Genomic DNA, 24,292 nt, shown 5'->3' with positions numbered 1-24,292 from the left:
ATCGGGGGCAAGCCCCCTCCCACACTGTCCGCGCATGACTAGGACATTTGTTTATGCCCGCTGCCCTCAATCGCTATTTCCTGGCATGGCTGCTGTTACTGCCTTTGGCGGTACATGCCGGCGACGCCGAAGACTTCCTGGCCGCCAACCCGACGCAACAAGCCAAGCTCCTCCAGGACTGGGCCGCCCAGCCCGACCCGGCGCGCATCGAGTTGGTGGACGCCCTGCAACAAGGTCAGCTCACGCTCAACGGCGAGACCAAGACCGTGCGCCTGAACAACCGCCTGCGCGGCTTGATCGACAACGTGCAGGCCAGCCAGCAACTGCTCGCCGCCGACCCCAAGGTGCGCCTGGCCGCGGCACGCACCCTGCAAAAAAGCGCGCAACCTGCGCAACTCAAGTTTCTTGACCAGCAGGTCGCCGCCGAGACCAATGAGGACGTGCACACCGCCCTCAGCCTGGCCCTGGCCAACCTGCAACTGGTCGACACCGACCCGGCCGTGCGCCTCGCCGCCGTGCGTTTGCTCGGCAGTACCGGCGACCCGCTGGCCCGCACGCGCCTCGAAGCGCTGCTGGCGCCCGGGGTGGAAACCGACGCCGCCGTGCACACCGCCGCCGAGACCAGCCTGGCACAGGTCAAACGAAAACTGATGATGGGTGAGATCCTCGGCCAGGCCTTCAGCGGCATGTCCCTGGGCTCGATCCTGCTGCTGGCGGCCCTGGGCCTGGCGATCACCTTCGGCCTGCTCGGTGTGATCAACATGGCCCACGGCGAGATGCTGATGCTCGGCGCCTACTCCACCTATGTGGTGCAGCTGCTGATGCAGCGCTACGTGCCGGCGGCCATCGAGTTCTACCCGCTGATCGCGCTGCCGGTGGCGTTCTTCGTCACCGCCGCCATCGGCATGGCCCTGGAACGTACGGTGATTCGTCACCTGTACGGGCGCCCGCTGGAAACCCTGCTCGCCACCTGGGGCATCAGCCTGATGCTGATCCAACTGGTGCGCCTGGTGTTTGGTGCGCAGAACGTCGAGGTGGCCAACCCGCAGTGGCTGTCGGGTGGCATTCAAGTGCTGCCCAACCTGGTGCTGCCGTACAACCGCATCGTGATCATCGCCTTCGCACTGTTTGTGGTGGTGCTGACGTGGCTGCTGCTGAACAAGACCCGCCTGGGCCTCAACGTGCGCGCCGTCACCCAGAACCGCAACATGGCCGCCTGCTGCGGCGTGCCCACCGGGCGTGTGGACATGCTCGCCTTTGGCCTGGGCTCCGGCATCGCCGGGCTTGGCGGGGTGGCGCTGAGCCAGATCGGCAACGTCGGTCCGGACCTGGGCCAGAGCTATATCATCGACTCGTTCCTGGTGGTGGTGCTCGGCGGTGTCGGCCAGTTGGCCGGTAGCGTCATGGCGGCGTTTGGCTTGGGTATCGCCAACAAGATCCTGGAACCACAGATCGGTGCCGTGCTCGGCAAGATCCTGATCCTCGCGCTGATCATTCTGTTTATCCAGAAACGCCCGCAGGGACTCTTCGCACTGAAAGGACGGGTGATCGACTGATGAACCAGCCATTGATGCTTACGGCCACGCAAAAGGCCGGCACCCAGGTGACGATTGCAGTCGGCGCGGTGGTGCTGTTGCTGCTGCTGGCCCTGCCGTTGTGTTCGCTGCTGTCGCCGGAAAACCCGCTGCATGTATCGGCCTACACCCTGACACTGGTGGGCAAGATCCTCTGCTACGCCATTGTCGCCCTGGCCCTGGACCTGGTGTGGGGCTACGCGGGGATGTTGTCCCTGGGTCACGGCCTGTTCTTTGCCCTCGGCGGCTATGCCATGGGCATGTACCTGATGCGCCAGGCTTCCGGCGATGAGCTGCCGGCGTTCATGACGTTTTTGTCGTGGACCGAATTGCCCTGGTATTGGGTCGGCACCGAGCACTTCCTCTGGGCCCTGTGCCTGGTGGTGTTGGCGCCGGGCGTGCTGGCGCTGGTGTTCGGTTTTTTCGCCTTCCGCTCGCGGATCAAGGGCGTGTATTTCTCGATCATGACCCAGGCGCTGACCTTTGCCGGGATGCTGTTGTTCTTTCGCAACGAGACCGGGTTCGGCGGCAATAACGGCTTCACCAACTTCCGCAGCATCCTCGGTTTCGGCATCACCGAACCGGGCACGCGGGCGGTGCTGTTCGTGGCCACGGTGGTGCTGCTGGTGGCGAGTCTGTACATCGGCTGGCGCCTGGCCCGGAGCAAGTTCGGCCGGGTGCTGACCGCCCTGCGCGATGCCGAGAACCGCCTGATGTTCTGCGGCTACGACCCGCGCGGCTTCAAGCTGTTCGTGTGGGTGCTGAGCGCGGTGCTGTGCGGCCTGGCAGGCGCCTTGTACGTGCCGCAGGTGGGCATCATCAACCCGAGTGAAATGTCGCCGACCAACTCCATCGAAGCCGCCGTGTGGGTGGCCCTGGGCGGGCGTGGCACGCTGATCGGGCCGTTGCTTGGCGCCGGCGTGGTCAACGGCATGAAGAGCTGGTTCACCGTGGCCTTCCCGGAGTACTGGCTGTTCTTCCTCGGGGCGCTGTTCATCATCGTCACCCTGTACCTGCCCAAGGGCGTTATCGGGCTGTTGAAGAAATGAGGAACGTCATGCTCGAACCTATTTTCGATGCGGGCAGCGGCCGCGATGCCATCGGCATCGGCCAGGCCGCAGGCACCGGCCTGAACACCCGCCACGGCACCATCCTGACCCTGGAAGATATCAGCGTCAGCTTCGATGGGTTCAAGGCGCTCAACGACTTGAACCTGTACATCGGCGTCGGTGAATTGCGCTGCATCATCGGCCCCAACGGCGCGGGCAAGACCACCCTGATGGACGTGATCACCGGCAAGACCCGGCCCAGCCACGGCAAGGCCTGGTTTGGCGAAACCCTCGACTTGACCAGCATGAGCGAAGTGCAGATCGCCCAGGCCGGCATCGGCCGCAAGTTCCAGAAACCCACGGTGTTCGAAGCCCTGAGCGTGTTCGAAAACCTGGAGCTGGCGCAGAAGACCGACAAGTCGGTGTGGGCCAGCCTGCGTGCGCGCCTGAGCGGCGAGCAAAAGGATGGAATCGACGAAGTGCTCGACACCATCCGCCTCACCGCCTCCGTGCATCGGCCCGCCGGCTTGCTCTCCCACGGCCAGAAGCAGTTCCTGGAAATCGGCATGCTGCTGATGCAAGCCCCGCAACTGTTGCTGCTGGACGAACCGGTGGCGGGCATGACCGACGCCGAAACCGAATTCACCGCCGAACTGTTCAAGCGCCTGGCGGGCAAGCATTCGTTGATGGTGGTGGAACACGACATGGGCTTTGTCGGCTCGATTGCCGACCACGTGACCGTGTTGCATCAAGGCAGCGTGCTGGCCGAAGGGTCGCTGGAACAGGTGCAGGAAAATGAGCGGGTGATCGAGGTGTACCTCGGTCGCTAAGGAGAACTGAACATGCTGCAAGTCGACAAGCTGCACCAGTACTACGGCGGTAGCCACATCCTGCGCGGGCTGTCCTTTGACGTGAAGATCGGCGAAGTCACCTGCCTGCTCGGCCGTAACGGCGTGGGCAAGACCACCCTGCTCAAATGCCTGATGGGTTTGCTGCCGGCCAAGGAAGGCGCGGTGAGCTGGGAGGGCAAGGCCATCACCGGCTTCAAGCCGCACCAGCGGGTGCACGCCGGCATCGCCTATGTGCCCCAGGGCCGGGAGATTTTCGGGCGGCTGACGGTGGAAGAAAACCTGCTGATGGGCCTGTCGCGTTTTCCCGGTTCCGAAGCCAAGGAAGTGCCGGCGTTTATCTATGAACTGTTCCCGGTTTTGCTGCAAATGAAGCACCGGCGCGGCGGCGATTTGTCCGGCGGCCAGCAGCAACAGTTGGCCATCGGCCGCGCCCTGGCCAGCCGCCCGCGCCTGTTGATCCTCGATGAGCCCACCGAAGGCATCCAGCCTTCGGTGATCAAGGAGATCGGCGCCGTGATCAAGAAGCTCGCGGCGCGCGGCGATATGGCAATCCTGTTGGTGGAGCAGTTCTACGACTTTGCCGCCGAGCTGGCCGACCAGTACCTGGTGATGTCGCGCGGTGAAATCGTGCAGCAGGGCCGTGGTGAAAATATGGAGAGTGAGGGTGTGCGCGGTTTGGTTACCATCTAACCTGTAGCGTCCTGACGATAAGCACAAGAAACCATGAACCTGCCCGTTTCCCCTGCCCTGTTCACCCCCAGCTGGCACGCCGAGCTGGACCTCGGCTACGCGCGTTTCGGCGACACCACGCGCCCGGTGATGCGCCGTCACCTTGGCCCGCTGCGGGTGCAAAAGCACCTGTATGCCGAAGGCCCCGAGGTGTGCCAGCACATCATCGTGCACCCGCCTGGCGGGATTGCCGGCGGTGACCGCCTGGACATCCGCGCCCATGTCGCCGAGGGTGCGTGGGCGCAATTGACCAGCCCCGGCGCGGCGAAGTGGTATCGCGCCAGCGGCCCGGCGTATCAGCAACTTGATCTCACCGTGGAGGCCGGCGCGACCCTGGAATGGCTGCCCCAGGAAACCATTGTGTTCAGCGCCGCCCAGGCCGAACTCAGCACCCGCATCGACCTGCACGGCGATGCCCGGCTGTTCTACTGGGACGTGATCGCCCTGGGGCGTCCGGCCAGTGGCGAGCGCTTCGACCTGGGCCACTTTCAATCGCACCTGGATATCCGCCGCGACGGCCAGTTGCTCTGGCACGAGCGCCAGCGCATTGTGGGCGCCGATGGCCTGCTCGACTCGCCCATCGGCCTGGACGGCCAACCGGTGTTCGCCACCCTGCTGGTGACCGGCGATATCGAGCCCGAATTACTCGAACACTGCCGCGCCCTGCCCCATGCCGTGCGCGGCGACCTGACCCAACTGCCCGGCTTGCTGGTCGCCCGCTGCCTGGCCAGCGAAGCGCTGCTGGCGCGGGGATGGTTGATTGATTTATGGAAACTGTTACGCCCGGCGGTGCTAGGACGGGAAGCAGTCTCACCACGAATATGGAGCACATGAAGATCAAAATGTGGGAGGGGGCTTGCTCCCGATGGCGGTGGGTCAGTGAAAGATGTATTGCCTGACACCCCCCATCGGGGGCAAGCCCCCCTCCCACACTTGATCTCTGTTGTATTTAAGAATGCATTCTTTGAAGGACCTTGAACCATGGACCTGACCCCACGGGAAAAAGACAAACTGCTGATCTTCACCGCAGGCCTAGTGGCCGAACGGCGCCTGGCGCGCGGTGTGAAGCTCAACTACCCGGAAACCATCGCCTATATCTCCGCCGCCTTGATGGAAGGCGCCCGCGATGGCCGCACCGTGGCCGACCTGATGCACTACGGCACCACCCTGCTCAGCCGTGAACAGGTGATGGAAGGCATCCCGGAAATGATCCCGGATATCCAGGTGGAAGCCACCTTCCCCGATGGCACCAAGCTGGTGACCGTCCACCAACCCATCGCGTGAGGCACGGCCATGATTCGTGATGCAACCGAGCAAGACCTGCCGGCGATCCGTGACATCTACAACGACGCGGTACTCAACACCACGGCGATCTGGAACGAACAACTGGTGGATCTCGGCAACCGCCAGGCCTGGCTCAGTGCACGCCAGGCCCAGGGCTATCCGATTCTGGTGGCGACCGAAAATGAGCAAGTGATCGGCTATGCCTCGTTCGGCGATTGGCGCGCGTTCGAAGGCTACCGCTACAGCGTCGAACACTCGGTGTATGTACGCAACGACCAGCGCGGCAAGGGCCTTGGCCCACGGCTGATGCAGGCTCTGATCGAACGCGCCAGAACCTGTGGCAAACACGTGATGGTGGCGGCCATCGAAAGCGGCAACCTGGCCTCGATCCGCCTGCATGAGCGCCTGGGTTTCGTCACCACCGGGCAAATGCCTCAGGTGGGCATCAAGTTCGGCCGCTGGCTGGACCTGACCTTTATGCAACTGACATTGAATCCGGGCGCGCAACCGCCCAAGGAGTGAGTTCGATGAACGCCGCGCAACTGCGTCGAGTCAATGCTGAAAGTTTTGCCCACTACCGTCGGGGCCTGATCGAGCTGTTGCTGGATGCGGTCAAGCACGGTGCGTCGGTGGGTTTCATGGCCGACTTCGATGAAGCCCAGGCCCGTGCCTATCTGGACGGGGTACAGGCGAGCATTGAAGACGCCAGCCTGTTGCTGTGGGTGGTGGTGCGCGATGAGCAGGTGATCGCCAGCGTGCAGTTGGCGCTGTGCCAGAAAGCCAACGGCCTGAACCGCGCCGAAGTGCAAAAGCTGCTGGTGCACAGCAACGCGCGGCGCCACGGCCTGGGCCAACAATTGATGAACACCCTGGAACTCGCCGCGCGCCAGCACAAGCGCGGCCTGCTGTACCTGGACACCGAAGCCGGCTCGCCTGCCGAAGCCTTCTACCAGTCGCTGCGCTACACCAAGATCGGTGAACTGCCCGACTACTGCCAAAGCCCGGACGGGCGCCATAGCCCGACCGCCATCTACTTCAAGACCCTGGGGCAACCTGCATGATTCCTGGCGAATATCAGATCCAGCCTGGCGAGATCGAACTCAACGTCGGCCGACGCACCGTCACCCTCAGTGTGGCCAACAGCGGCGACCGGCCGATCCAGGTGGGTTCGCACTACCATTTTTTCGAGACCAATGATGCGCTGACATTTGACCGTGCCTTGAGCCGTGGCATGCGCCTGAATATTCCGGCGGGCACGGCGGTGCGGTTCGAGCCGGGGCAGAGCCGTGAGGTCGAGCTGGTGGATTTGAGCGGCGGGCGGCGGGTGTTCGGGTTTGCCGGGCGGATCATGGGCGACCTTTAGGGCCTCATCGGGGTAAGCCCCCGATAGCGATTTCACATTCAACACAAATATTTCAGGGCACACACATGAAAATCAGCCGCCAAGCCTACGCCGACATGTACGGCCCCACCGTCGGTGACAAGGTCCGCCTGGCCGACACCGAGCTGTTCGTCGAAGTCGAGCAGGACTTCACCGTCTACGGCGAAGAAGTGAAATTCGGCGGCGGCAAAGTGATCCGCGACGGCCAGGGCCAGAGCCAATTGCTCGCCCATGAAGTCGTCGACACCCTGATCACCAACGCGCTGATCATCGACCACTGGGGCATCGTCAAGGCCGACGTCGGCTTGAAGAACGGCCGCATCCACGCGATCGGCAAGGCCGGTAACCCGGATATCCAGCCCGGCGTGACCATGGCCATCGGCGCCAGCACCGAAGTGATCGCCGGCGAAGGCATGATCCTCACCGCCGGCGGCATCGACTCCCACGTGCATTTCATCTGTCCGCAGCAGATCGAAGAGGCGCTGACCAGCGGTGTCACCACCATGATCGGCGGCGGTACCGGGCCGGCCACCGGCACCAACGCCACCACCTGCACCTCCGGGCCCTGGCACCTGGCGCGCATGCTGCAGGCCAGCGACTCGTTCCCGATGAACATCGGGTTTACCGGCAAGGGCAACGCCAGCTTGCCCGAGCCGTTGATCGAACAGGTCAAGGCCGGCGCCATCGGCTTGAAGCTGCACGAAGACTGGGGCACCACGCCCGCCAGCATCGACAACTGCCTGAGCGTCTCCGACCAGTACGACGTACAGGTGGCGATCCACAGCGACACCCTCAACGAATCCGGCTTTGTCGAAACCACCCTGGCCGCGCTCAAGGGCCGCACCATCCACACCTACCACACCGAAGGTGCCGGCGGCGGCCACGCGCCGGACATCATCAAGGCCTGCGGCTTTCCCAACGTGCTGCCCAGCTCCACCAACCCGACAAGGCCGTTCACGCGCAACACCATCGACGAGCACCTGGACATGTTGATGGTCTGCCATCACCTGGACCCGAGTATTGCCGAAGACGTGGCCTTCGCCGAAAGCCGCATCCGCCGCGAGACCATCGCCGCCGAAGACATCCTGCACGACCTCGGCGCGTTCTCGATGATCAGCTCCGACAGCCAGGCCATGGGCCGCGTCGGTGAAGTGATCACGCGCACCTGGCAGACCGCCGACAAGATGAAGAAACAGCGCGGCGCCCTGCCCGGTGACGGCCCGGGCAACGACAACTTCCGCGCCAAGCGCTACATCGCCAAGTACACCATCAACCCGGCGATTACCCATGGCATCAGCCATATCGTCGGTTCCATCGAAGTGGGCAAGTGGGCTGACCTGGTGCTGTGGCGCCCGGCGTTCTTCGGCATCAAGCCGACCCTGATCCTCAAGGGCGGTGCGATTGCGTCCAGCCTGATGGGCGATGCCAATGCGTCGATCCCCACCCCGCAGCCGGTGCACTACCGCCCGATGTTCGCCAGTTTCGGCAGCTCATTGCATGCCACCAGCCTGACGTTTATCAGCCAGGCGGCGCTGGACGCAGGCTTGCCGCAAGCCCTGGGTTTGAAGAAGCAGATTGGGGTGGTGAAGGGCTGTCGCGATGTGCAGAAAACCGACCTGATCCACAACGATTACCTGCCGGACATCGAGGTGGACCCACAGACCTATCAGGTCAAGGCCGACGGGGTGCTGCTGTGGTGTGAACCGGCGGATGTGTTGCCGATGGCGCAGCGGTATTTCCTGTTCTGACTTGAAACCTGTGGTGAGGGAGCTTGTGCCCTCACCACAAACCCCCTTAGAACTGCTCGCGCGGATTGAACGCGGCTTTTTTGGCCAGCTCCTGCCACAACGCTTTCACGCCGTCATCGCCTGCCGGTGGCATCACCGCCTTGAGCTGCACGTACAGGAAGCCGCGCTGCCCGGCCTTGTTCAGCAAGCCATGGCCCTTGGCGCGCATGCGCTGGCCGTTCTGGCTGCCGGCCGGCACCTTGAGGTTGATCTTGCCGGTCAGGGTCGGCACGGCCACTTCCGCGCCCAACGCCAACTCCCACGGCGCCAGCGGCAGGTTGATGATCAGGTTTTCGCCATCCACTTCGAACTTGGGGTGCGGCGCAAACTTGACGATCAGGTACAGATCGCCGTTGGCCCCGCCGCCAACACCCGGTGCGCCCTGGCCTTTGAGGCGAATACGCTCACCGTCGGCGACACCGGCGGGGATCTTCACGTTCAGGCTCTTGGTGGTGTTGCTGACATGCCGGCCCGAGGCGTCGTATTGCGGCACCTGGAAGCTGATCTGCTTGGACTCGGTGGACAGTGTCTCTTCGAGGAACACCGACAGCTGCATCTCCACGTCCTGGCCTTTACGCCCGGTTGGACGACGCTGGCCGCCACCGAACGCGTCGCCACGCCCGCCAAAGATCGAGCTGAAGAAGTCGGAAAAGTCCTCGGTGCCCTGGCCACCGCCAAACCCGCCACGGCTCTGCCAGCCTGGCGGGCCCTGGAACGGCTGGCCGTGCTGGCCGTATTTGCGCAGTTCGTCGTATTCGGCGCGCTTGTCGGCGCTTTTAAGCGCTTCATAGGCTTCAGACGCGTCCTTGAATTTGGCTTCGGCGTCTTTTTCCTTGCTCACGTCCGGGTGGTATTTGCGCGCGAGCTTGCGATAGGCAGCCTTGATTTCCTTGTCATCGGCGCTCGGCTCGACACCCAGAATCTTGTAGTAGTCTTTGAAATCCATCGGCGGTTCACCATCCTTAATCGAGATCGCACAGCCCGGGGCACAACGTGCGCTGGTTTGCACCTGTTGAGTCTTGTGGCCTGGGGGTGCGTCAAAGTGTTATCGGCGCTTGCCGTATGCACCAGATGTGGGGGCGAATGCCGAACTTTCAAGCACGATTTAACGGATGGTCGGCCTACGCATCCGCCCTCGACTGGCATACACTGCGCGGCCGTTTTTCAACCGGAACCCGATAGACATGAAAAACCCATCCCCAGCCCGTGCCTGCGGTATCGACTTCGGCACGTCCAACTCCACCGTCGGCTGGATCCGCCCCGGCATGGAAACGCTTATCGCGCTGGAGGACGACAAGATCACCCTGCCGTCGGTGGTGTTCTTCAACTTCGAGGAGCGCCGCCCGGTCTACGGTCGCCTGGCCCTGCACGAATACCTGGAGAACTACGAAGGCCGGCTGATGCGCTCGCTCAAGAGCCTGCTGGGTTCCAAGTTGATCAAGCACGACACCAGCGTCTTGGGCACGGCGATGCCGTTCACCGACCTGCTGGCGCTGTTTATCGGCCAACTCAAGAGCCGCGCCGAAGCCACCGCCGGCCGCGAGTTCGAAGAAGTGGTGCTGGGCCGCCCGGTGTTTTTCGTCGATGACGACCCGATGGCCGACCAGGAGGCCGAAAACACCCTGGTCGACGTGGCGCGCAAGATCGGTTTCAAGGACATCTCGTTCCAGTACGAACCGATTGCCGCCGCGTTCGACTACGAATCCACCATCGAGAAGGAAGAGCTGGTACTGATCGTCGACATCGGCGGTGGTACGTCAGACTTTTCGCTGGTGCGCCTCTCCCCGGAGCGCCGCCACAACGACAACCGCCAGGACGACATCCTCGCCACCGGCGGCGTGCACATCGGCGGGACCGACTTCGACAAGCAACTGTCCCTGGCCGGCATCATGCCGCTGTTCGGCTACGGCAGCCGCATGAAAAGCGGCGCCTACATGCCCACCAGCCACCACATGAACCTGGCGACCTGGCACACCATCAACTCGGTGTACTCGCAGAAATCCCAGCTGGCCCTGGGCAGCATGCGCTATGACATCGAAGACACCGGCGGCATCGACCGCCTGTTCAAGCTGATCGAACAGCGCGCCGGGCACTGGCTGGCCATGGAAGTGGAAGAGACCAAGATCCAGCTCACCCACGAAGACAACCGCCACGTGCTGCTGGACCGCGTTGAGCCGGGGTTGAGCGTGGACCTGAGCCGCGCACTGTTCGAGTCGGCCATCGATGGCTTGCTGGAGCGCGTGCGCAACAGCGTGACGCAGTTGCTCACCGATGCTTCGGTGGCGGTGGCCCAGGTGGACACGGTGTTCTTTACCGGCGGTTCCAGCGGCATCCCGGCGCTGCGCCACAGCATCTCGGCCATGCTGCCGAATGCGCGGCATGTGGAGGGGAATATCTTCGGCAGTATCGGCAGTGGTTTGGCAATTGAGGCGAGTAAGCGCTACGGCTGCTGAGTTTCACCTGAAATACCGTGGTGACTTCATCGGGGGCAAGCCCCCGATAGGCATAAGTATCTACACATCTTGAGCCGAGCCCCCTGCGTAGCAGCTGTCGAGCCTAGGCGAGGCTGCGTCGGCGGTGTGTCAGACGCGCCGCAAACGCAGCCTCGCCTAGGCTCGACAGCTGCTACGCGTTATCCTGCTGAAGTTGTGTAGATACTTATGCCCCGATAGGGCCCGCCCAGGCAAAACACGCCTTAAACCATCCCGCCGAGCTTCAGCTCACTCTTCAGATACGCATAGTAAATCGGCCCCGCCACCACCCCCGGCAAACCAAACGCCGCTTCAAACACCAGCATCGCCAGGAGCAATTCCCACGATTTTGCACTGATCTGCCCGCCGACGATGCGCGCGTTGAGGAAGTACTCGACCTTGTGGATCACGATCAGATACCCCAGCGCCGCCACCGCCACCCAGATCGACAGCGACAGCGCGACGATGGTGATCAGGGTGTTGGACATCAGGTTGCCGATCACCGGCAACAGGCCGAGCAGGAAGGTCAGCACGATCAGGGTCTTGGTCAGCGGCAGGTGAATGCCGCACAACGGCAGCACCACAGCCAGGAAGATTGCGGTAAAGACGGTGTTGAGCGCGGCGATCTTGATTTGCGCGAAGACGATGTTGCGAAAAGCTTGGACCAGCAGGTGCAGGCGGTCGAACAGTGCGGCGGCCAGGGGCTTGCGTTTGGTCAGGTCAGGCACCCGCTGCAGGGCGATGATCGCGCCGAGCACCATGCCGATCAGCAGGGTGACGAACATGTGGGCGGCGTCTTTGCCGACCAGTTGCAGTTCGCTCAGGTGCTTGCTCAGCCAGTCGCCGATAGCCACGCGAAACTCGGCCGCGCTGGCGGGCAGGTAGGCATCAAGGAACGGCGGCAGTTGACCACGCGCGCGGTCGACCACGCCCATGAATTTATCCAGGGAGGCGCCGGGGTTTTCCGCTTCGTGAAGCAGGAAACTGATGGCGCCGGCGAAGATCAGGGCGAGCACGCTGACGATCAGGGTGCCGAGCAAGGCCACCGCCAACCAGCGCGCGCGGCGCCCTTCGATCAACCGTTGCAGTTGGGGGGTGAGCATGTTGACCAGTTCATAGACCAACAGGCCGGCCAGCAGGCTGGGCAGCAACTTCAGCGGCAATACCAGCAGCAACCCGCCGAAAATGATGATGTAGCTGGCCAGCAATAACACGTGACGCTGAGAAAACGTTGGCATACAGCCTCAAAACGAACGGCGTTAAAGGATGTGTAGGAGCGAGCTTGCTCGCGAAGGTCGCCAACGATAACGCGTTTATTCTGAATAAACGCGGGGTAATTGCGTTCTTCGCGAGCAAGCTCGCTCCTACAGGGGGGCTGTGTACGAGTGTCGCAGCCTTCTATGGCCCGGGGCTATTATTTCTTCAGACAAGTGCTCATAAAGGTCTTGCGCGCATCGCCGGTCAGCGCCTTGGTTTTGGCGTCGGCATTGCAATCCTTCATCTTCTGCTGTTGCGGGGTGAGCGTCTTCGCATCATTGGCCGCCGGGGCCGACAGGCAGGTTTTCATGAAAGCCTTGCGCTCGTCGCCTTTGAGCGTCTTGGTGGTGGCTTCGGCATTGCAGGTGGTCATCTTGTTTTGCTGGGCGGTGGCGGCAAAGCCCTGGGAACACAGCAGCAGGCCCATCATCAACAACGGAATACGCAGCATCTTCATGGAGTTTTCTCCCTGTTACCGTGCCGGGAGGCACGGCCTACCCAGCAGTGTAGCCAAACCTTGTTACATCTTCATCGGCTGCGAATATTCGTCCGCCGGTACTGCTCCGGGGTGCAGCCGGCCTGGCGCTGGAACATCGCGATAAACGCCGAGGCGCTGCTGTAGCCGAGGTCAAACGCCACATTTTGCACACTGCGCTCGCTGTCGAGGGCTTCGATGGCGGCAAGGTAGCGCAAGCGTTGGCGCCATTCGCCGAAGCTCATGCCCAGCTCGCGCACAAATTGTCGCGCCAGGGTGCGCTCGCTGACATGCACCTGCTCGGCCCAGTGCGCCAGGGGGCGGTTGTCAGCGGGGTCGGCCTGCATGCCTTCCAACACGCCGAGCAGCCCGGGGTGGCGGGCGTAGGGCAAAAAACCCTCGTGGATCGGCGCCTGCCTGAGCTGATCGACCAGCACCTGGGCCAGGCGAATATCGGCGTCGGAGTGCGGGATGTTGACGTCACGCTGGGCGAAGTCGCTGAGGATGGCCTTGAGGATGTCGCTGATCGCCAGGGTGCAGGGCTGCTGGGGCAATTGCTCGCAGAGCGGCGGCGAAAGGCCCACCGAACGGTAGACAATCGCCTCGGCGTTGTAGGAACTGTGTTCGGTATTGGGTGGGATCCACACCGCGTATTGCGGTGGCGACATAAAGCGGTTGCCGGCCACTTCCATGCGCATTACGCCACTGGCGGAGTAGTCCAGCGAACCCCAGACATGCTGGTGCGGGGTGCACTCAGTGTCGGGGGCAAAGTCGGAGTAACGGAAGTACACGGGGCTTGGCAGGCTGCCAAAATCCGCAAGGCGTACGGTGTGTCGGGCCATATTGTCTGGATACAGAGGTCGTTTGTCTGGATCGCAGTATAGGCTTCGATCCAGACAAGGGATAATCCTGGCTCATCAACACATCTGGTTTCTTTCGATGCAATACGCGTATCCCCTGCTGGCCATTTTTATCTGGGCCGGCAATACCGTGGTCAACAAACTGGCCGTGGGTTCGATCTTCCCCGCTGAAATCGGCTTTTACCGCTGGTTACTGGCTGCATTGCTGTTTACACCGTTCATGCTCAAGCCGGTCATCACCCACTGGCCGCTGATTCGCCCGAACCTGGGCAAGATCGGCATCCTCGGCGTGCTGGGCATGGCGGTGTATCAGAGCCTGGCGTACTACGCCGCCTCGCTGACCAGCGCCACCAATATGGGCATCATCCTGTCGTTGATGCCGTTGATGGCCTTGACGGCGGCCATCATCAGCCTGGGCCAGCGCCTGACCTTTGGCGCACTGACGGGTGCGGTGCTGTCATTCGCAGGGGTAGTGGTGGTGGTGTCGGCCGGCAGCCTCGGCGCGCTGCTGCAGCACGGCGTGAACCTGGGCGATGCGATGATGCTGGTCGCGACCCTGGCGTACGCGGTCTACAGCACCCTGTTGAAAAAATGGCAACTGCGCCTGCCGCCGCTGGTGCTCCTGTATTTGCAGGTGCTGGTGGCGGTGGTGGTGCTGTTTCCGCTGTTTCTGTTCTCGGCAAAAGCCGGCCTGGGCTGGACGAATATTCCGCTGGTGCTCTATGCGTGCTTGCTGGCTTCGATGCTCGCGCCACTGGCGTGGATGCATTCGGTGAAGACCCTGGGACCCAGCCGCACCACGTTGTTTTTCAACCTGCTGCCGTTGATTACCGCATTGATTGCGGCCGTGGTGCTCAGGGAAGAATTGGCGTTGTATCACCTGGTGGGCGGTTTGCTGACGTTGGGCGGGGTGATTTTGTCGGAGCGCTGGACCACACCGGTCCGCCGCCAGGCTTAAACCCCGGCCGCCTTCAGGCGCTGGGCATGCTCGACGAACAGGCGGATAGGCTCGGCGCCCTTGCCGACCAGGCCCATGGATTGGTTGACGATATCGAAGTGGTCCAGGGCGTAGTCATCGCCGATCACCCGCCCCAGGTGCGAGCTGCAGCGCCCGACCATACCGTCGCACTGGCCCTTCTCGCGCACGAAGCTGCGGGCAAACAATCGGCAACTGCGATTCGTCCCGTCCAGCAGGTTGCGTCCGCGATCGGTCTTGCCCGGTTGCAAGGTGCCGGACCATGAGTAGTAGCGCACGCCATTGACCACCTCCGCCCCGTGCCCGCCCCAGGTGTGCGGCAACCCTTGGGGATACTTGCGGTTGAACAGCGCCACACCTGCGCTGGTCAGGGAATGGTGGGACGCCTGCAAGTCCGCCTTGAAGCGCGGGCCGCGATAACCGGTTTCCAGCAGGCTCATCAGCGTTGCAACCAGATGAAACAGTGCGCTCATCAGCCGCCCCTTCACGCTGTCGGCCGGATAATGGGCGTGGATATGGTCCGCCAGTTCCGAACCGTGGTTGGGCCCGGCCACCGACGTCACCGACGCCACCCACTCCGGGCGCGTGGCCGCCGCATAACGGGCGGTCAGCGCGCCCTGGCTATGGCCGATCAGGTTGACCTTGTCGACGCCGGTCTCAAGGCGAATCCGCTCGATCTGCGCCAGCAGCTGCTCGCCACGCACCTCGCTGGAGTCCAGCGGCGCCACCTGGATGGGAAACACCTGCGCCCCACCCGCCCGCAATGCCGGGACAATGCCGTACCAGTAAGGGAAAAACCCCAGGCGCACGAACCCGAGCATGCCGGGCACCAGCACCAAGGGATAACGCGTGGCTAACGACTGCGACATGAACCGAACGTCCTTGATCAAGAAAGGATGATGGCAGGCTAGCCCAATTCCGGCGACGCGCTGATGACACGCCTGGCAAATCCAATAAAACTTTTTGCCGCGCCCGTGACTCACAACTGGGAGCGATCACGCCGACAGAGCGTGGCGTAAAACCGGATTAGCCCCAGGAGATTGAGATGACTGAAGCAAACTTGACTGACGTTGCGACCCTGCGCAGCCGCGCCCGCCAGAACGTCGAAAACGGTGCCGTGACCGAGGGCTATGACGCCGACCGCGAAGAGATCATCCGCCTGCTCAACGGCTCCCTGGCCACTGAACTGGTGTGTGTGCTGCGCTACAAGCGCCACTACTTCATGGCCAGCGGCGTCAAAGCTGCCGTCGCAGCGCAGGAATTCCTCGAACACGCCACCCAGGAAGCCGAGCACGCCGACAAACTCGCCGAACGCATCGTGCAACTGGGCGGCGCGCCGGAGTTCAACCCGGACCTGCTGTCGAAGAACTCCCATGCCCAATACGTGGCCGGTAACAGCTTGAAGGAAATGGTCTACGAAGACCTGGTGGCCGAGCGGATCGCGGTGGACAGCTACCGCGAAATCATCCAGTACATCGGTGATAAGGATCCAACCACGCGCCGTCTGTTTGAAGAGATCCTGGCTCAGGAAGAAGAGCATGCGGACGATATGGCCGACATCCTCGAAAGTCTGTAAATAGCGGCGCAAAAAGAGGGGGGAGCCGGTTAACCGGCTCCCCCCATTTTTTTTGCCTGACCGTCATCCAATCAGAAGCCACGATAACGCCATTCCGACGAAGGAAGACATAGTGAGCAGGTAGGGAACTACTATCCAAAGTTTGAGACGTCTTGGGATACGCTTCACATCCTCAACGAGTACAAGGTGCCGCCATTGAAAAAAAATCGGAATTAGGATGACAAGGGCGATCACGAAGAAACGTTTCAACTTGCCACCAAACGGGCCGACGCCGAACCTGTATTTGAACGTCACAATGAATGAGCTGAATTTTAGATAGTCTTCGGCCTCTTCAAGCTTTGTATAGATAACATAAAAATTTAATGGAAAACTCAGCAGCATCAACACACCCGACCATATGCCGATGGACTCCGACATCATTTTCCAACTCCTGAAATTTCATAAAGGCGGGTTCCTATTTGCTCACCAGCGTGGCTTCCCAAACTACCCACGGCGACGCTCCCAATGGCCGCCCCCACAATGGCACAGCCCAGCGCACTCGCTCCGGCGGTAGGTATAGCAAAGACAGCGGCACATACGGCGACCCCAACCCCCAAGCCTGCGTATCCCCCGTAAGCGGCGCCACCGACTCCTAACACCAGCTTCCCTCCCTCCACAAACTTAGCCCGATTACATTCATCCTCACGTCCGGCTGAACACGCCTCCGTTATTTCCAACGCAGTCACTCCAACATCCAGTGCTATACCGATATAGGTGCCCTTCTTCAATATCTGCGAAGCCTTGGCGATGCGTTTGACTGTCTGTTCGTACTCGCGAATTTCACCGTGATGCCAATAGCTTTTAGTAGAAATACCCAACATCTTTTTTATCGACCCTTCATTTTTCAGGCCCGTACCAAAACGAGCCATACCCGAGAGCTGCTCCTCCAGCTTTGCAAACAACATCCTGCGTTTAGCCAGAAACTCATCCCTCGCGGCCGTTGTGCCCTTGCTCAAGTACTGCTTATGTAAAACGTCGATTTCTTGAAGTGTCCTCTCGATAGCCACAAGATGCTTACTCTAGGCACTGCTGGCACTCCCGACACCGATCGAAGCGTTGGTCATGATGAGCTGGAGTAGATCGTAGTTTTTGATCAAAAAATGATCGACTGCGGAATGCGCCAGCAACGCATGTTTTATGTTCTGCGCAGCGCGCATCAGTTGCGCTTCTTCAGCGGTGCAAGACGCCGTACGCGCATCAGGAATGATCACCAACTGCCCCGGCAAGACCACCACATTGCGGATGTGTTGGTTGACGATGTCGAACTTTGTTTGCGTATAAGGGCTAAGAGAAAGACTGAGCTTGAGCAGTGGATACGGCTGTGGTCGCTCATTGATAAATGCGTAGGCTCCCTGCATGGATTACACCTCCAAGTGACTGTGGCGGTCGACTATAGGAAGGCAACCCAGGAGGTGTAAGGGGAAACAGGGGCGGTTTTAACGCTTCAGAAATGAGCTACACAAGACAAGGATCATACTTACGGCGCCCCGATAAAAAAGGCGACCAAAGGGTCTAATGCCAGTCAGTTAAGGCTTTTTGTAGGAGCGAGCTTGCTCGCGAAAAACTCACAGGCGCCGCGTTCATTCAGGAAGCGCGCGTTATCGTTGACGTTTTTCGCGAGCAAGCTCGCTCCTACAGGAGGCGATGTACGCTTAACTGACTGGCATTAACCAAAGGGTCGCCCTTTCTGACAATTTCGACGATCAGCCTTTAACCGTCTTCGGCGCCTTTCCTTCCTTCATCTGCTGCAACAACGGCGCACACTGGTTCGGCGCATCGGCGCTCGGTGCCACCAGCGCCAACAGACCCGCTGCCGGGCCGGCGATCACACCCAGTGCCACCATGCCCGCGCCCCGCAGGGCCAGGGGAATGGCTTTTACACCCGCATTGGGCTTGATGAACGGGCCATTGACGTACAACGGCGAACGCAGGGAAAACAGGCGGAAGCCCTTCGATTCCGGTGTGACGGTCAAGTCCAACTGCTCGGTGGCCATGTTGGCGGTGCCATCGATATAGATGATCGCGTTCTCGGTATCGAACACAAACAAGCGCGTGGTTGCCAGACCGGTCTTGATCCCGAAATCCGCCGCCGCGCAGTTGATCTTCACTTCCTTGTCGCCGAACAGGCGCCCCACCACATAGTTGCCGACGTTGAGCCCGGCAATTTCCATCAGGCCACGGCTGATGGCGCCGTCGTTGATCAGCATCTTCAGGTCACCGTTGGAGCTGCCCAGCAGCGCCGCAACGGAGTTACCGCGCCCGGAAAGATCGGCATCGCCGTTGAGTTCACCGAAGCTGGTTTTCATCGGTTCGAAGGTGGGGAACAACTGCTTGAGCTTGAAGTTGCGTGCAGTCAGTTTGGCGCGGCCTTCCATCGGTGTGGTGCGGCCATTCAAGCGGATCTGCGCATCCAGCTTGCCGCCGGCGACGCCGAATCGCAGCGGTTCCAGGCTCAGTTCGCCGTCGTTGAGCACCAGGTGGGTGTACAGGTCGTTGAAGGGCAATTCGGCACTGTGCACGATGCGTTTGCCGGTGAATTCCACATCGGCATCCATGTCGCGCCAGCGCTCGGTGCGGAACTCTTCCACCGGCAGCACTTTGGTCGCCGGCTGTTTGCTCTCACCGCCACGCGCTTTTTGCTTGGCGTTGGAGTCGGCACCGATCAGGGGGGCGAGGTCGCTCATCAGCAATTGGTTGGACACCAACGCACCGCTGAGCTTGGGACGTGGCTGGCTGGCGACATAGGCGAGGTTGCCGTGAATATCGCTGTTGCCGATCTTGCCGTTGAAGTTTTCGTAGCTGAATGACGCGCCGCTGGCATCGTGCAACTTGGCGATCAAGTGGCCGTCAGTGGAGTAGGCCGGCGAATCCGGCAAGGTGACGCCGGTCAGCGGGTAGAGGTTACCCAGGCTGCTGCCGGACAGTTTCAGGCGAAGGTCCAGGGCGCCGAGGTTCAACGGGTCGGTCAAGGTGCCCGCCAATGCGATGCTGGTATCGGCAATCTTGACCTGGGCTTGCATCGGAAACGGCTTGGCCGCGTCCTGCAAGGCCAGCAGGCCGCCGATCTTGCCGCTGCCGTCGAGTTTCTGGCCGTGATACTGGCCCTTGACCTTGAGGGCGAACGCATAGTCCTGGGGCGCGGAGCCTTTTTCCAGGGCCTTCCTGGCATCGGCGTCGCCGACGATTTCGCCGAACGGGATCGGCTTGCCCAGGGGGTCGATGATCACGTCCAACTGAGTCTTGAGGGTCTGGTCGTCGAGGGTCACGTGGCCCTTGTCGAACCCAATGGCGCCGATGTCCACCACCCAGTTGGAAGGTTCGGCGTCGGGGTCCTTGGGGTCGAACGTGAACGTCCAGTTGGCGCGGCCATCGGCCAGGCGCTGCAACTCGGCACTCGGTTCGGTGAGGTCGATACGGGGGATCACCACGCGCTGCACCAGCAACGCCAGCGGCGAAATACGCAGCTCGACCTTTTTCAGCGTGACCATCTGCGGTTTTTTTGACCAGTCGGGATTGCCCAGGGTCAGGTCCTCGGCAATCACATGGGGCCACGGCACCCAGGCGCGCCAGCCGCCTTCGTCCGGCTCACGTGCCCACACCACCGCCAGGTTGCCGTTGATGGCAAACGGGCGATGCAGTTCTTCGGAGACTTTGGCATTGAGGGGCGGTTTGATGCGGTTCCAGTCAAAGAACACCAGGACCAGTACCACCACAGCGATTAACACAACGAAGCTGGCGCAGCTCCACATGACGATTTTACGAGTGCGCGTCATTGCACAGGACTCCTGAATACGACCGGCTGAACCAACACCTGTAGGACAGCTTATAAAACTACGACTGGCAAACCGCTCGTGGGTTTAACCCAATCTCCGATTTACCCTTGAAAACCTGCTTTCCTGACCGTTTCGACAGATTCGATCATCTACGGCGCACCATTGTTACCCGGGTTCGTGTCGAAAATACCCACCTCGGTGCAAAACCGCGTGCTTGAGAGGCCCGATCTAGAGCCTCCCTGACGAACAATCAATTCTGTTGATTATTACCATTGTGTTTATGAACTTTTATATCGACTTATCGAGAGTAGCATTAGCCCTGTACCCACTTTATCGCCCTCCCAAGGAGCAACCCATCATGAAACGCCAAGTACTCGCTACCGTCCTGTTATCCATCCTGGCTTCCAGCGCCTTTGCCCTGCCAGCCGCCGAACAGGTTACCCCACAAGCCAAGGCTGACGCCGTTCACTTCAACCAGACCCTGGCCCGCAGCGGTTCGCAAGAAGACGAGAACCGTGACTACGCCAAAGGTGCTGTCGCTGAAAACGGTTCGGAACACGCCAACAAGCGTGCGTACACTGAAGGTGTTGCCGAAGGTGGCCGTGATCGCCTGGAACAGAAAGGCCTGGTTGAAGGTGGTGCGGAACAAGCCAACGAACGTGCCTACACCGAAGGTGTTGCCGAAGGTGGTGCTGATCGCCTGCAAGAACTGCATCAAGCTCAGAGCTGACCCTGTGGTGGCCCAGAAAAAAGCCCGATCTGCCGACCGGGCTTTTGACTTTTTGTAGCGCCTGTCACGCAACACTCCCCACCTATTCCCCGCCAAGTTCGACGTCAATGAAGCTGTTTTGCTAGAGTGCGTCGCTGTACTTGCCGACAAAGCCCGCCCGCCCATGCTGCCCCGTGCCGAACAGAAGCAACAGACCCGCCTCGCCCTGATGGACGCTGCCCGCCATCTGATGGAGTGTGGCCGTGGGTTTGGCAGCCTGAGCCTGCGTGAAGTGGCCAAGACCGCAGGCATTGTCCCCACCGGCTTCTATCGCCACTTTGCCGATATGGACCAGCTTGGACTTGTATTGGTGAGTGAGGTGGGCCAGACCTTTCGCGCCACCATTCGCCTGGTGCGCCACAACGAATTCGTGATGGGCGGCATTATCGATGCCTCAGTGCGGATTTTTCTCGATGTGGTCTCGGCCAACCGCTCGCAATTCCTGTTCCTGGCCCGCGAGCAATACGGCGGTTGCCTGGCGGTGCGCCAAGCCATCGGTGCCCTGCGTGAAGACATCACCCGCGACCTGGCGGCCGACCTGACCCTGATGCCCAAGTTGCAGCACCTGGACGCCGATGGCCTGCATGTAATGGCCGACCTGATCGTCAAGAGCGTGTTCGCCACCCTTCCCGACATCATTGACCCACCGGCCCAGGCCTTGCCTGCCCACCTCACGCCCCAGGCGAAAATCACCCAGCAACTGCGCTTTATCTTTATCGGCCTCAAGCATTGGCAAGGCCTGGGCAGTACGGAGTAAGCCGGCTAGCCCGCCGAGTGAAAGCGCTTGGCGGTACTGTAGTTCTTGTTCCAGTAGCGATTGTTCAGCGAGTCGATTCGCACCGTCTTGCCGGCGCGCGGCGAATGAATGAATTTGCCCTCGCCTATATAAAGGCCGACATGGCTGACCTGACTGCGCCCATTACCTTTGAAGAACACCGCATCCCCAGGTTTGAGCGCGTTACGCTTGATCGTCATGGCGTTTGAACGGTGCATCGCCGCCGTGGTGCGGGGTATACGGATATTGGCTTCGGTCCTGAACAGGTAGACCAGCAAGCTGCTGCAGTCGAAGCCCTGCTCCACGGTGTTCCCGCCCCATTTATACGAGGTACCCAGCAATTGATGGGCGCGGTCGATCACATTGTCGATGGCTGGGCGTTTTTGCAGCGACTGCAGGGGCGTCGCGATCTCGAGAGGGGCTACCCCGCGCGGCTTGATATTGGCCGAGGACGAGGGAGTGACCAGGTAAAGACTGAAAATGAATAAACACACAATTGATTTGAACATACTGGAACTCGCCGTGGATGTTTAGCACGGCGCAAATCCTAACGGTCTGGCGCGTAAGCAGATGAACGCCGAATCCTTACATCCAGTAGGACAAATCCGAAAATTCCATATACGAAAAAAACGGAAGGAACTTGATGTGATAAACACCACTCGCCAACAAAAAACGCCCCATTTAAGTGCTCAATATCCGACAGAGCACCAACATTAAGCACTCGCAGTACTCAGCCCCGCCCTATTCAGTGGCATCTCCTCGCGCACCGACAGAGAATTCCTACATCAATACCTGATTGGCAAGCCCCTTGCTCTAGCACTTCCATCGCTCATAGCTGGAAGCTTCCTGATGCTGGTGATCCACCGCCGAATCGCCCCCCAAGCCCTCTGGGCCGCTGAGCTGCTGCTGAATTTCGAAGCACGCAGCAAGAGCCGCCTGCGCTGTTTCAGTGCCGACGGTGAAGACGTCGGCCTGTTTCTGGAGCGCGGCCAGCCGCCGTTGCACGATGGCGAATTCCTGCAAGCCGAAGACGGACGTGTCGTACGCGTGTGCGCCCGCCCTGAACACCTGTTGCACGTCACCTGCAGCAACGCCTTTGAACTGACCCGCGCCGCCTACCACCTCGGCAACCGCCATGTGGCCTTGCAAGTGGGGGATGGCTGGTTGCGCCTGCTCGACGACTACGTGCTCAAGGCCATGCTTGAGCAACTGGGCGCCCACACCGAAACCATCGAGGCGCCGTTCCAACCGGAACACGGCGCCTATGGCGGCGGCCACCACCACTCCCGGCATGGCGATGAAGATTTCAACTACCCGCCCAAGCTGCATCAGTTCGGCGTACGTCTATGAACCCAGCCTGGGCGCTGTTGCGTCTGGCCAGTCCGCAATTGCCGATTGGCGGCTACAGCTATTCCCAAGGCCTGGAAATGGCCGTGGAGAACGGCCACGTCAACGATGCCGCCAGCGCTCGGCGCTGGATCAGCGACCAATTGCTGCTCAACCTCGCGCGCTTCGAAGCCCCGCTGTTGCTCGCCCATTGCCGCGCCGCCGCAGAGCAGGACTGGCCAGCGTTGGCGCAGCTGTGCGAAGCGCATCAAGCCAGCCGCGAAACCCGGGAGCTGTATCAGGAAAGTCGGCAGATGGGTTATTCCCTGCAGCAGTTGCTCAATGGCCTGCCGGAACTGGACAGCGACGCCCGCAGCTTCCTGGAGCAACGCCGCGAACCGCACTTGGCCCTGGGCTGGGCACTGGCCGCGCGCGCCTGGGCGATCAGCGCCGACGACGCCCTCGCCGCCTGGCTCTGGAGCTGGCTGGAAAACCAATTGGCCGTGCTGATGAAAACCCTGCCCCTGGGCCAGCAAGCCGCACAGCGCCTGACCAGCGAGCTGCTGCCCCTACTGCAACAGGCCCAGCACGACGCCGTCCGCATCGACCCCCACCATTTCGGCAGCGCCGCCTTCGGCCTGTCCCTGGCGAGCATGGCCCACGAGCGCCAGTACAGCCGCCTGTTCCGTTCCTAAGGTTTTTTTGGAGAATCAGACATGAACACACAACCCCTGCGTGTCGGTATCGGTGGCCCGGTCGGCTCCGGCAAGACCGCCCTGACCCTGGCCCTGTGCCTCGCGCTGCGCGATCGCTACAACCTGGCGGTGGTCACCAACGACATCTACACCCGCGAAGACGCCGACTTCCTGGTGCGCAACCAGGCCCTGGCGCCGGAGCGCATTATCGGCGTGGAAACCGGCGGCTGCCCGCACACGGCGATTCGCGAGGACGCCTCGATCAATCTGGAAGCGGTGGACCAACTCAACCGCCGCTTTCCCGGCCTGGACCTGATCCTGGTGGAGTCCGGCGGCGATAATCTGTCGGCCACCTTCAGCCCGGAGCTGTCGGACCTGACCATCTATGTGATCGATGTGTCCGCCGGCGACAAGCTGCCGCGCAAGGGCGGGCCTGGTATTTGCAAATCCGACCTGCTGGTGATCAACAAAATCGACCTGGCGCCGCTGGTGGGCGCGTCGCTGGAGCTGATGAACAGCGACACCCAGCGCATGCGCAACGGCAAACCCTTTGTGTTCAGCAACCAGAAAACCGGGGTAGGCCTGGAAGAAATCGTCGCCTTCATCGAACGCCAAGGCCTGCTGACCGCCGCCTGATCAACCCAT

At 61.2% G+C, this 24,292-nt stretch carries 28 protein-coding genes; 18 read left to right on the top strand and 10 right to left on the bottom strand.

The genetic code is table 11. The annotated features are described in order from the left end of the window. Positions 1-53 precede the first annotated feature (53 nt). The 10 genes from urtB to ureC all read left to right on the top strand — a co-directional run bounded on the left by urtB (position 54) and on the right by ureC (position 8,616). Positions 54-1,556 (top strand): urea ABC transporter permease subunit UrtB, encoded by a 1,503-nt coding sequence (gene urtB, locus BFP99_RS09580; protein WP_065947151.1) that lies wholly within the window; start codon positions 54-56, stop codon positions 1,554-1,556. After that, positions 1,556-2,623, top strand: a complete 1,068-nt coding sequence (gene urtC, locus BFP99_RS09575; protein ID WP_065947150.1) for an urea ABC transporter permease subunit UrtC — start codon at positions 1,556-1,558, stop codon at positions 2,621-2,623. Before urtB ends, urtC begins: the two co-directional genes overlap by 1 nt. Then, positions 2,620-3,453, top strand: a complete 834-nt coding sequence (urtD, locus tag BFP99_RS09570; protein WP_176719688.1) for an urea ABC transporter ATP-binding protein UrtD — start codon at positions 2,620-2,622, stop codon at positions 3,451-3,453. Before urtC ends, urtD begins: the two co-directional genes overlap by 4 nt. A 12-nt stretch (positions 3,454-3,465) precedes the next feature. Next, the gene (gene urtE / locus BFP99_RS09565; protein ID WP_065947148.1) at positions 3,466-4,164 is read left to right on the top strand and encodes an urea ABC transporter ATP-binding subunit UrtE; all 699 of its coding nucleotides are present in this window, start codon (positions 3,466-3,468) and stop codon (positions 4,162-4,164) included. Positions 4,165-4,197: 33 nt separating this feature from the next. After that, positions 4,198-5,037 carry an urease accessory protein UreD gene (locus tag BFP99_RS09560; RefSeq protein ID WP_027607727.1) on the top strand — a complete coding sequence of 280 codons (840 nt, stop codon included), beginning with the start codon at positions 4,198-4,200 and terminating at the stop codon, positions 5,035-5,037. Positions 5,038-5,184: 147 nt separating this feature from the next. Next, positions 5,185-5,487: an urease subunit gamma gene (gene ureA / locus BFP99_RS09555; RefSeq protein ID WP_003171437.1), complete on the top strand. Its 303-nt coding sequence runs from the start codon at positions 5,185-5,187 to the stop codon at positions 5,485-5,487. Positions 5,488-5,496: 9 nt separating this feature from the next. After that, positions 5,497-6,009, top strand: coding sequence for a GNAT family N-acetyltransferase (locus tag BFP99_RS09550; RefSeq protein ID WP_065925589.1), 513 nt, complete (start codon positions 5,497-5,499; stop codon positions 6,007-6,009). A 5-nt stretch (positions 6,010-6,014) separates the two neighbouring features. Beyond that, positions 6,015-6,548 (top strand): GNAT family N-acetyltransferase, encoded by a 534-nt coding sequence (locus tag BFP99_RS09545; RefSeq protein ID WP_065947147.1) that lies wholly within the window; start codon positions 6,015-6,017, stop codon positions 6,546-6,548. Then, entirely contained in the window at positions 6,545-6,850 is a 306-nt protein-coding gene (locus BFP99_RS09540; RefSeq protein WP_065947146.1) for an urease subunit beta, read from the top strand. Before BFP99_RS09545 ends, BFP99_RS09540 begins: the two co-directional genes overlap by 4 nt. Before the next feature lie 65 nt (positions 6,851-6,915). Next, a complete protein-coding gene (gene ureC / locus BFP99_RS09535; RefSeq protein WP_065947145.1) occupies positions 6,916-8,616 on the top strand; it encodes an urease subunit alpha in 1,701 nt (566 codons plus the stop codon). 46 nt (positions 8,617-8,662) lie between these two features. On the opposite strand, the gene BFP99_RS09530 is transcribed toward ureC, so the two are convergent. Continuing rightward, positions 8,663-9,601 (bottom strand): DnaJ C-terminal domain-containing protein, encoded by a 939-nt coding sequence (locus BFP99_RS09530; RefSeq protein WP_065925591.1) that lies wholly within the window; start codon positions 9,599-9,601, stop codon positions 8,663-8,665. Positions 9,602-9,839: 238 nt separating this feature from the next. On the opposite strand from BFP99_RS09530, the gene BFP99_RS09525 reads away from it, so the two are divergent. Further along, complete coding sequence (locus BFP99_RS09525; protein WP_065947144.1) at positions 9,840-11,108, top strand: Hsp70 family protein; 1,269 nt, start codon at positions 9,840-9,842, stop codon at positions 11,106-11,108. Between the two features lie 242 nt (positions 11,109-11,350). Here the strand turns inward: BFP99_RS09525 and BFP99_RS09520 are convergent, their stop codons facing one another. The 3 genes from BFP99_RS09520 to BFP99_RS09510 all read right to left on the bottom strand — a co-directional run bounded on the left by BFP99_RS09520 (position 11,351) and on the right by BFP99_RS09510 (position 13,700). Next, entirely contained in the window at positions 11,351-12,364 is a 1,014-nt protein-coding gene (locus BFP99_RS09520; protein WP_065925593.1) for an AI-2E family transporter, read from the bottom strand. Between the two features lie 176 nt (positions 12,365-12,540). Next, a complete protein-coding gene (locus BFP99_RS09515; protein WP_024073127.1) occupies positions 12,541-12,840 on the bottom strand; it encodes a PsiF family protein in 300 nt (99 codons plus the stop codon). A 71-nt stretch (positions 12,841-12,911) separates the two neighbouring features. Next, positions 12,912-13,700 carry an AraC family transcriptional regulator gene (locus BFP99_RS09510; protein ID WP_065925595.1) on the bottom strand — a complete coding sequence of 263 codons (789 nt, stop codon included), beginning with the start codon at positions 13,698-13,700 and terminating at the stop codon, positions 12,912-12,914. 97 nt (positions 13,701-13,797) lie between these two features. Here BFP99_RS09510 and BFP99_RS09505 point away from each other — a divergent pair, with 97 nt between their 5' ends. Next, positions 13,798-14,676, top strand: coding sequence for a DMT family transporter (locus tag BFP99_RS09505; protein WP_065947143.1), 879 nt, complete (start codon positions 13,798-13,800; stop codon positions 14,674-14,676). Here BFP99_RS09505 and BFP99_RS09500 read toward each other — a convergent pair. Beyond that, positions 14,673-15,563, bottom strand: a complete 891-nt coding sequence (locus BFP99_RS09500) for an esterase/lipase family protein (protein WP_065947142.1) — start codon at positions 15,561-15,563, stop codon at positions 14,673-14,675. The genes BFP99_RS09505 and BFP99_RS09500 overlap by 4 nt on opposite strands. 176 nt (positions 15,564-15,739) lie before the next feature. On the opposite strand from BFP99_RS09500, the gene BFP99_RS09495 reads away from it, so the two are divergent. After that, positions 15,740-16,270 (top strand): ferritin-like domain-containing protein, encoded by a 531-nt coding sequence (locus BFP99_RS09495; RefSeq protein ID WP_065947141.1) that lies wholly within the window; start codon positions 15,740-15,742, stop codon positions 16,268-16,270. 63 nt (positions 16,271-16,333) lie between these two features. On the opposite strand, the gene BFP99_RS09490 is transcribed toward BFP99_RS09495, so the two are convergent. From BFP99_RS09490 to BFP99_RS09480, 4 genes are all read right to left on the bottom strand, one after another. Continuing rightward, on the bottom strand, positions 16,334-16,690 hold the full coding sequence (locus tag BFP99_RS09490; protein ID WP_065947140.1) for a hypothetical protein: 357 nt from the start codon (positions 16,688-16,690) through the stop codon (positions 16,334-16,336). Beyond that, complete coding sequence (locus BFP99_RS34050; RefSeq protein ID WP_370737653.1) at positions 16,687-17,316, bottom strand: hypothetical protein; 630 nt, start codon at positions 17,314-17,316, stop codon at positions 16,687-16,689. The genes BFP99_RS09490 and BFP99_RS34050 overlap by 4 nt, the downstream gene beginning before the upstream one ends. A gap of 12 nt (positions 17,317-17,328) precedes the next feature. Beyond that, entirely contained in the window at positions 17,329-17,667 is a 339-nt protein-coding gene (locus BFP99_RS34045; protein ID WP_370737652.1) for a hypothetical protein, read from the bottom strand. A gap of 345 nt (positions 17,668-18,012) precedes the next feature. Continuing rightward, complete coding sequence (locus tag BFP99_RS09480) at positions 18,013-20,082, bottom strand: AsmA family protein (RefSeq protein ID WP_065947139.1); 2,070 nt, start codon at positions 20,080-20,082, stop codon at positions 18,013-18,015. A gap of 358 nt (positions 20,083-20,440) precedes the next feature. On the opposite strand from BFP99_RS09480, the gene BFP99_RS09475 reads away from it, so the two are divergent. Further along, positions 20,441-20,812: a hypothetical protein gene (locus BFP99_RS09475; RefSeq protein WP_065925601.1), complete on the top strand. Its 372-nt coding sequence runs from the start codon at positions 20,441-20,443 to the stop codon at positions 20,810-20,812. A 163-nt stretch (positions 20,813-20,975) separates the two neighbouring features. Next, the gene (locus BFP99_RS09470; RefSeq protein ID WP_017526383.1) at positions 20,976-21,608 is read left to right on the top strand and encodes a TetR family transcriptional regulator; all 633 of its coding nucleotides are present in this window, start codon (positions 20,976-20,978) and stop codon (positions 21,606-21,608) included. 5 nt (positions 21,609-21,613) lie between these two features. On the opposite strand, the gene BFP99_RS09465 is transcribed toward BFP99_RS09470, so the two are convergent. Then, positions 21,614-22,135, bottom strand: coding sequence for a C40 family peptidase (locus BFP99_RS09465; RefSeq protein ID WP_065925603.1), 522 nt, complete (start codon positions 22,133-22,135; stop codon positions 21,614-21,616). 340 nt (positions 22,136-22,475) lie between these two features. On the opposite strand from BFP99_RS09465, the gene ureE reads away from it, so the two are divergent. From ureE to ureG, 3 genes are read left to right on the top strand one after another with little or no spacing between them, the layout of a single operon-like run. Then, positions 22,476-22,976 carry an urease accessory protein UreE gene (ureE, locus tag BFP99_RS09460; protein ID WP_065947138.1) on the top strand — a complete coding sequence of 167 codons (501 nt, stop codon included), beginning with the start codon at positions 22,476-22,478 and terminating at the stop codon, positions 22,974-22,976. Further along, complete coding sequence (locus BFP99_RS09455) at positions 22,973-23,647, top strand: urease accessory protein UreF (RefSeq protein ID WP_065947137.1); 675 nt, start codon at positions 22,973-22,975, stop codon at positions 23,645-23,647. The genes ureE and BFP99_RS09455 overlap by 4 nt, the downstream gene beginning before the upstream one ends. A 21-nt stretch (positions 23,648-23,668) precedes the next feature. Further along, positions 23,669-24,283, top strand: a complete 615-nt coding sequence (gene ureG / locus BFP99_RS09450) for an urease accessory protein UreG (RefSeq protein WP_012721947.1) — start codon at positions 23,669-23,671, stop codon at positions 24,281-24,283. Positions 24,284-24,292 lie beyond the last annotated feature (9 nt).

Origin of the sequence: Pseudomonas sp. 1 R 17, assembly GCF_900067035.1 — a bacterium.
GTDB lineage: Bacteria > Pseudomonadota > Gammaproteobacteria > Pseudomonadales > Pseudomonadaceae > Aquipseudomonas > Aquipseudomonas marginalis.
This window is presented reverse-complemented; position numbering and strand designations above follow the sequence as displayed.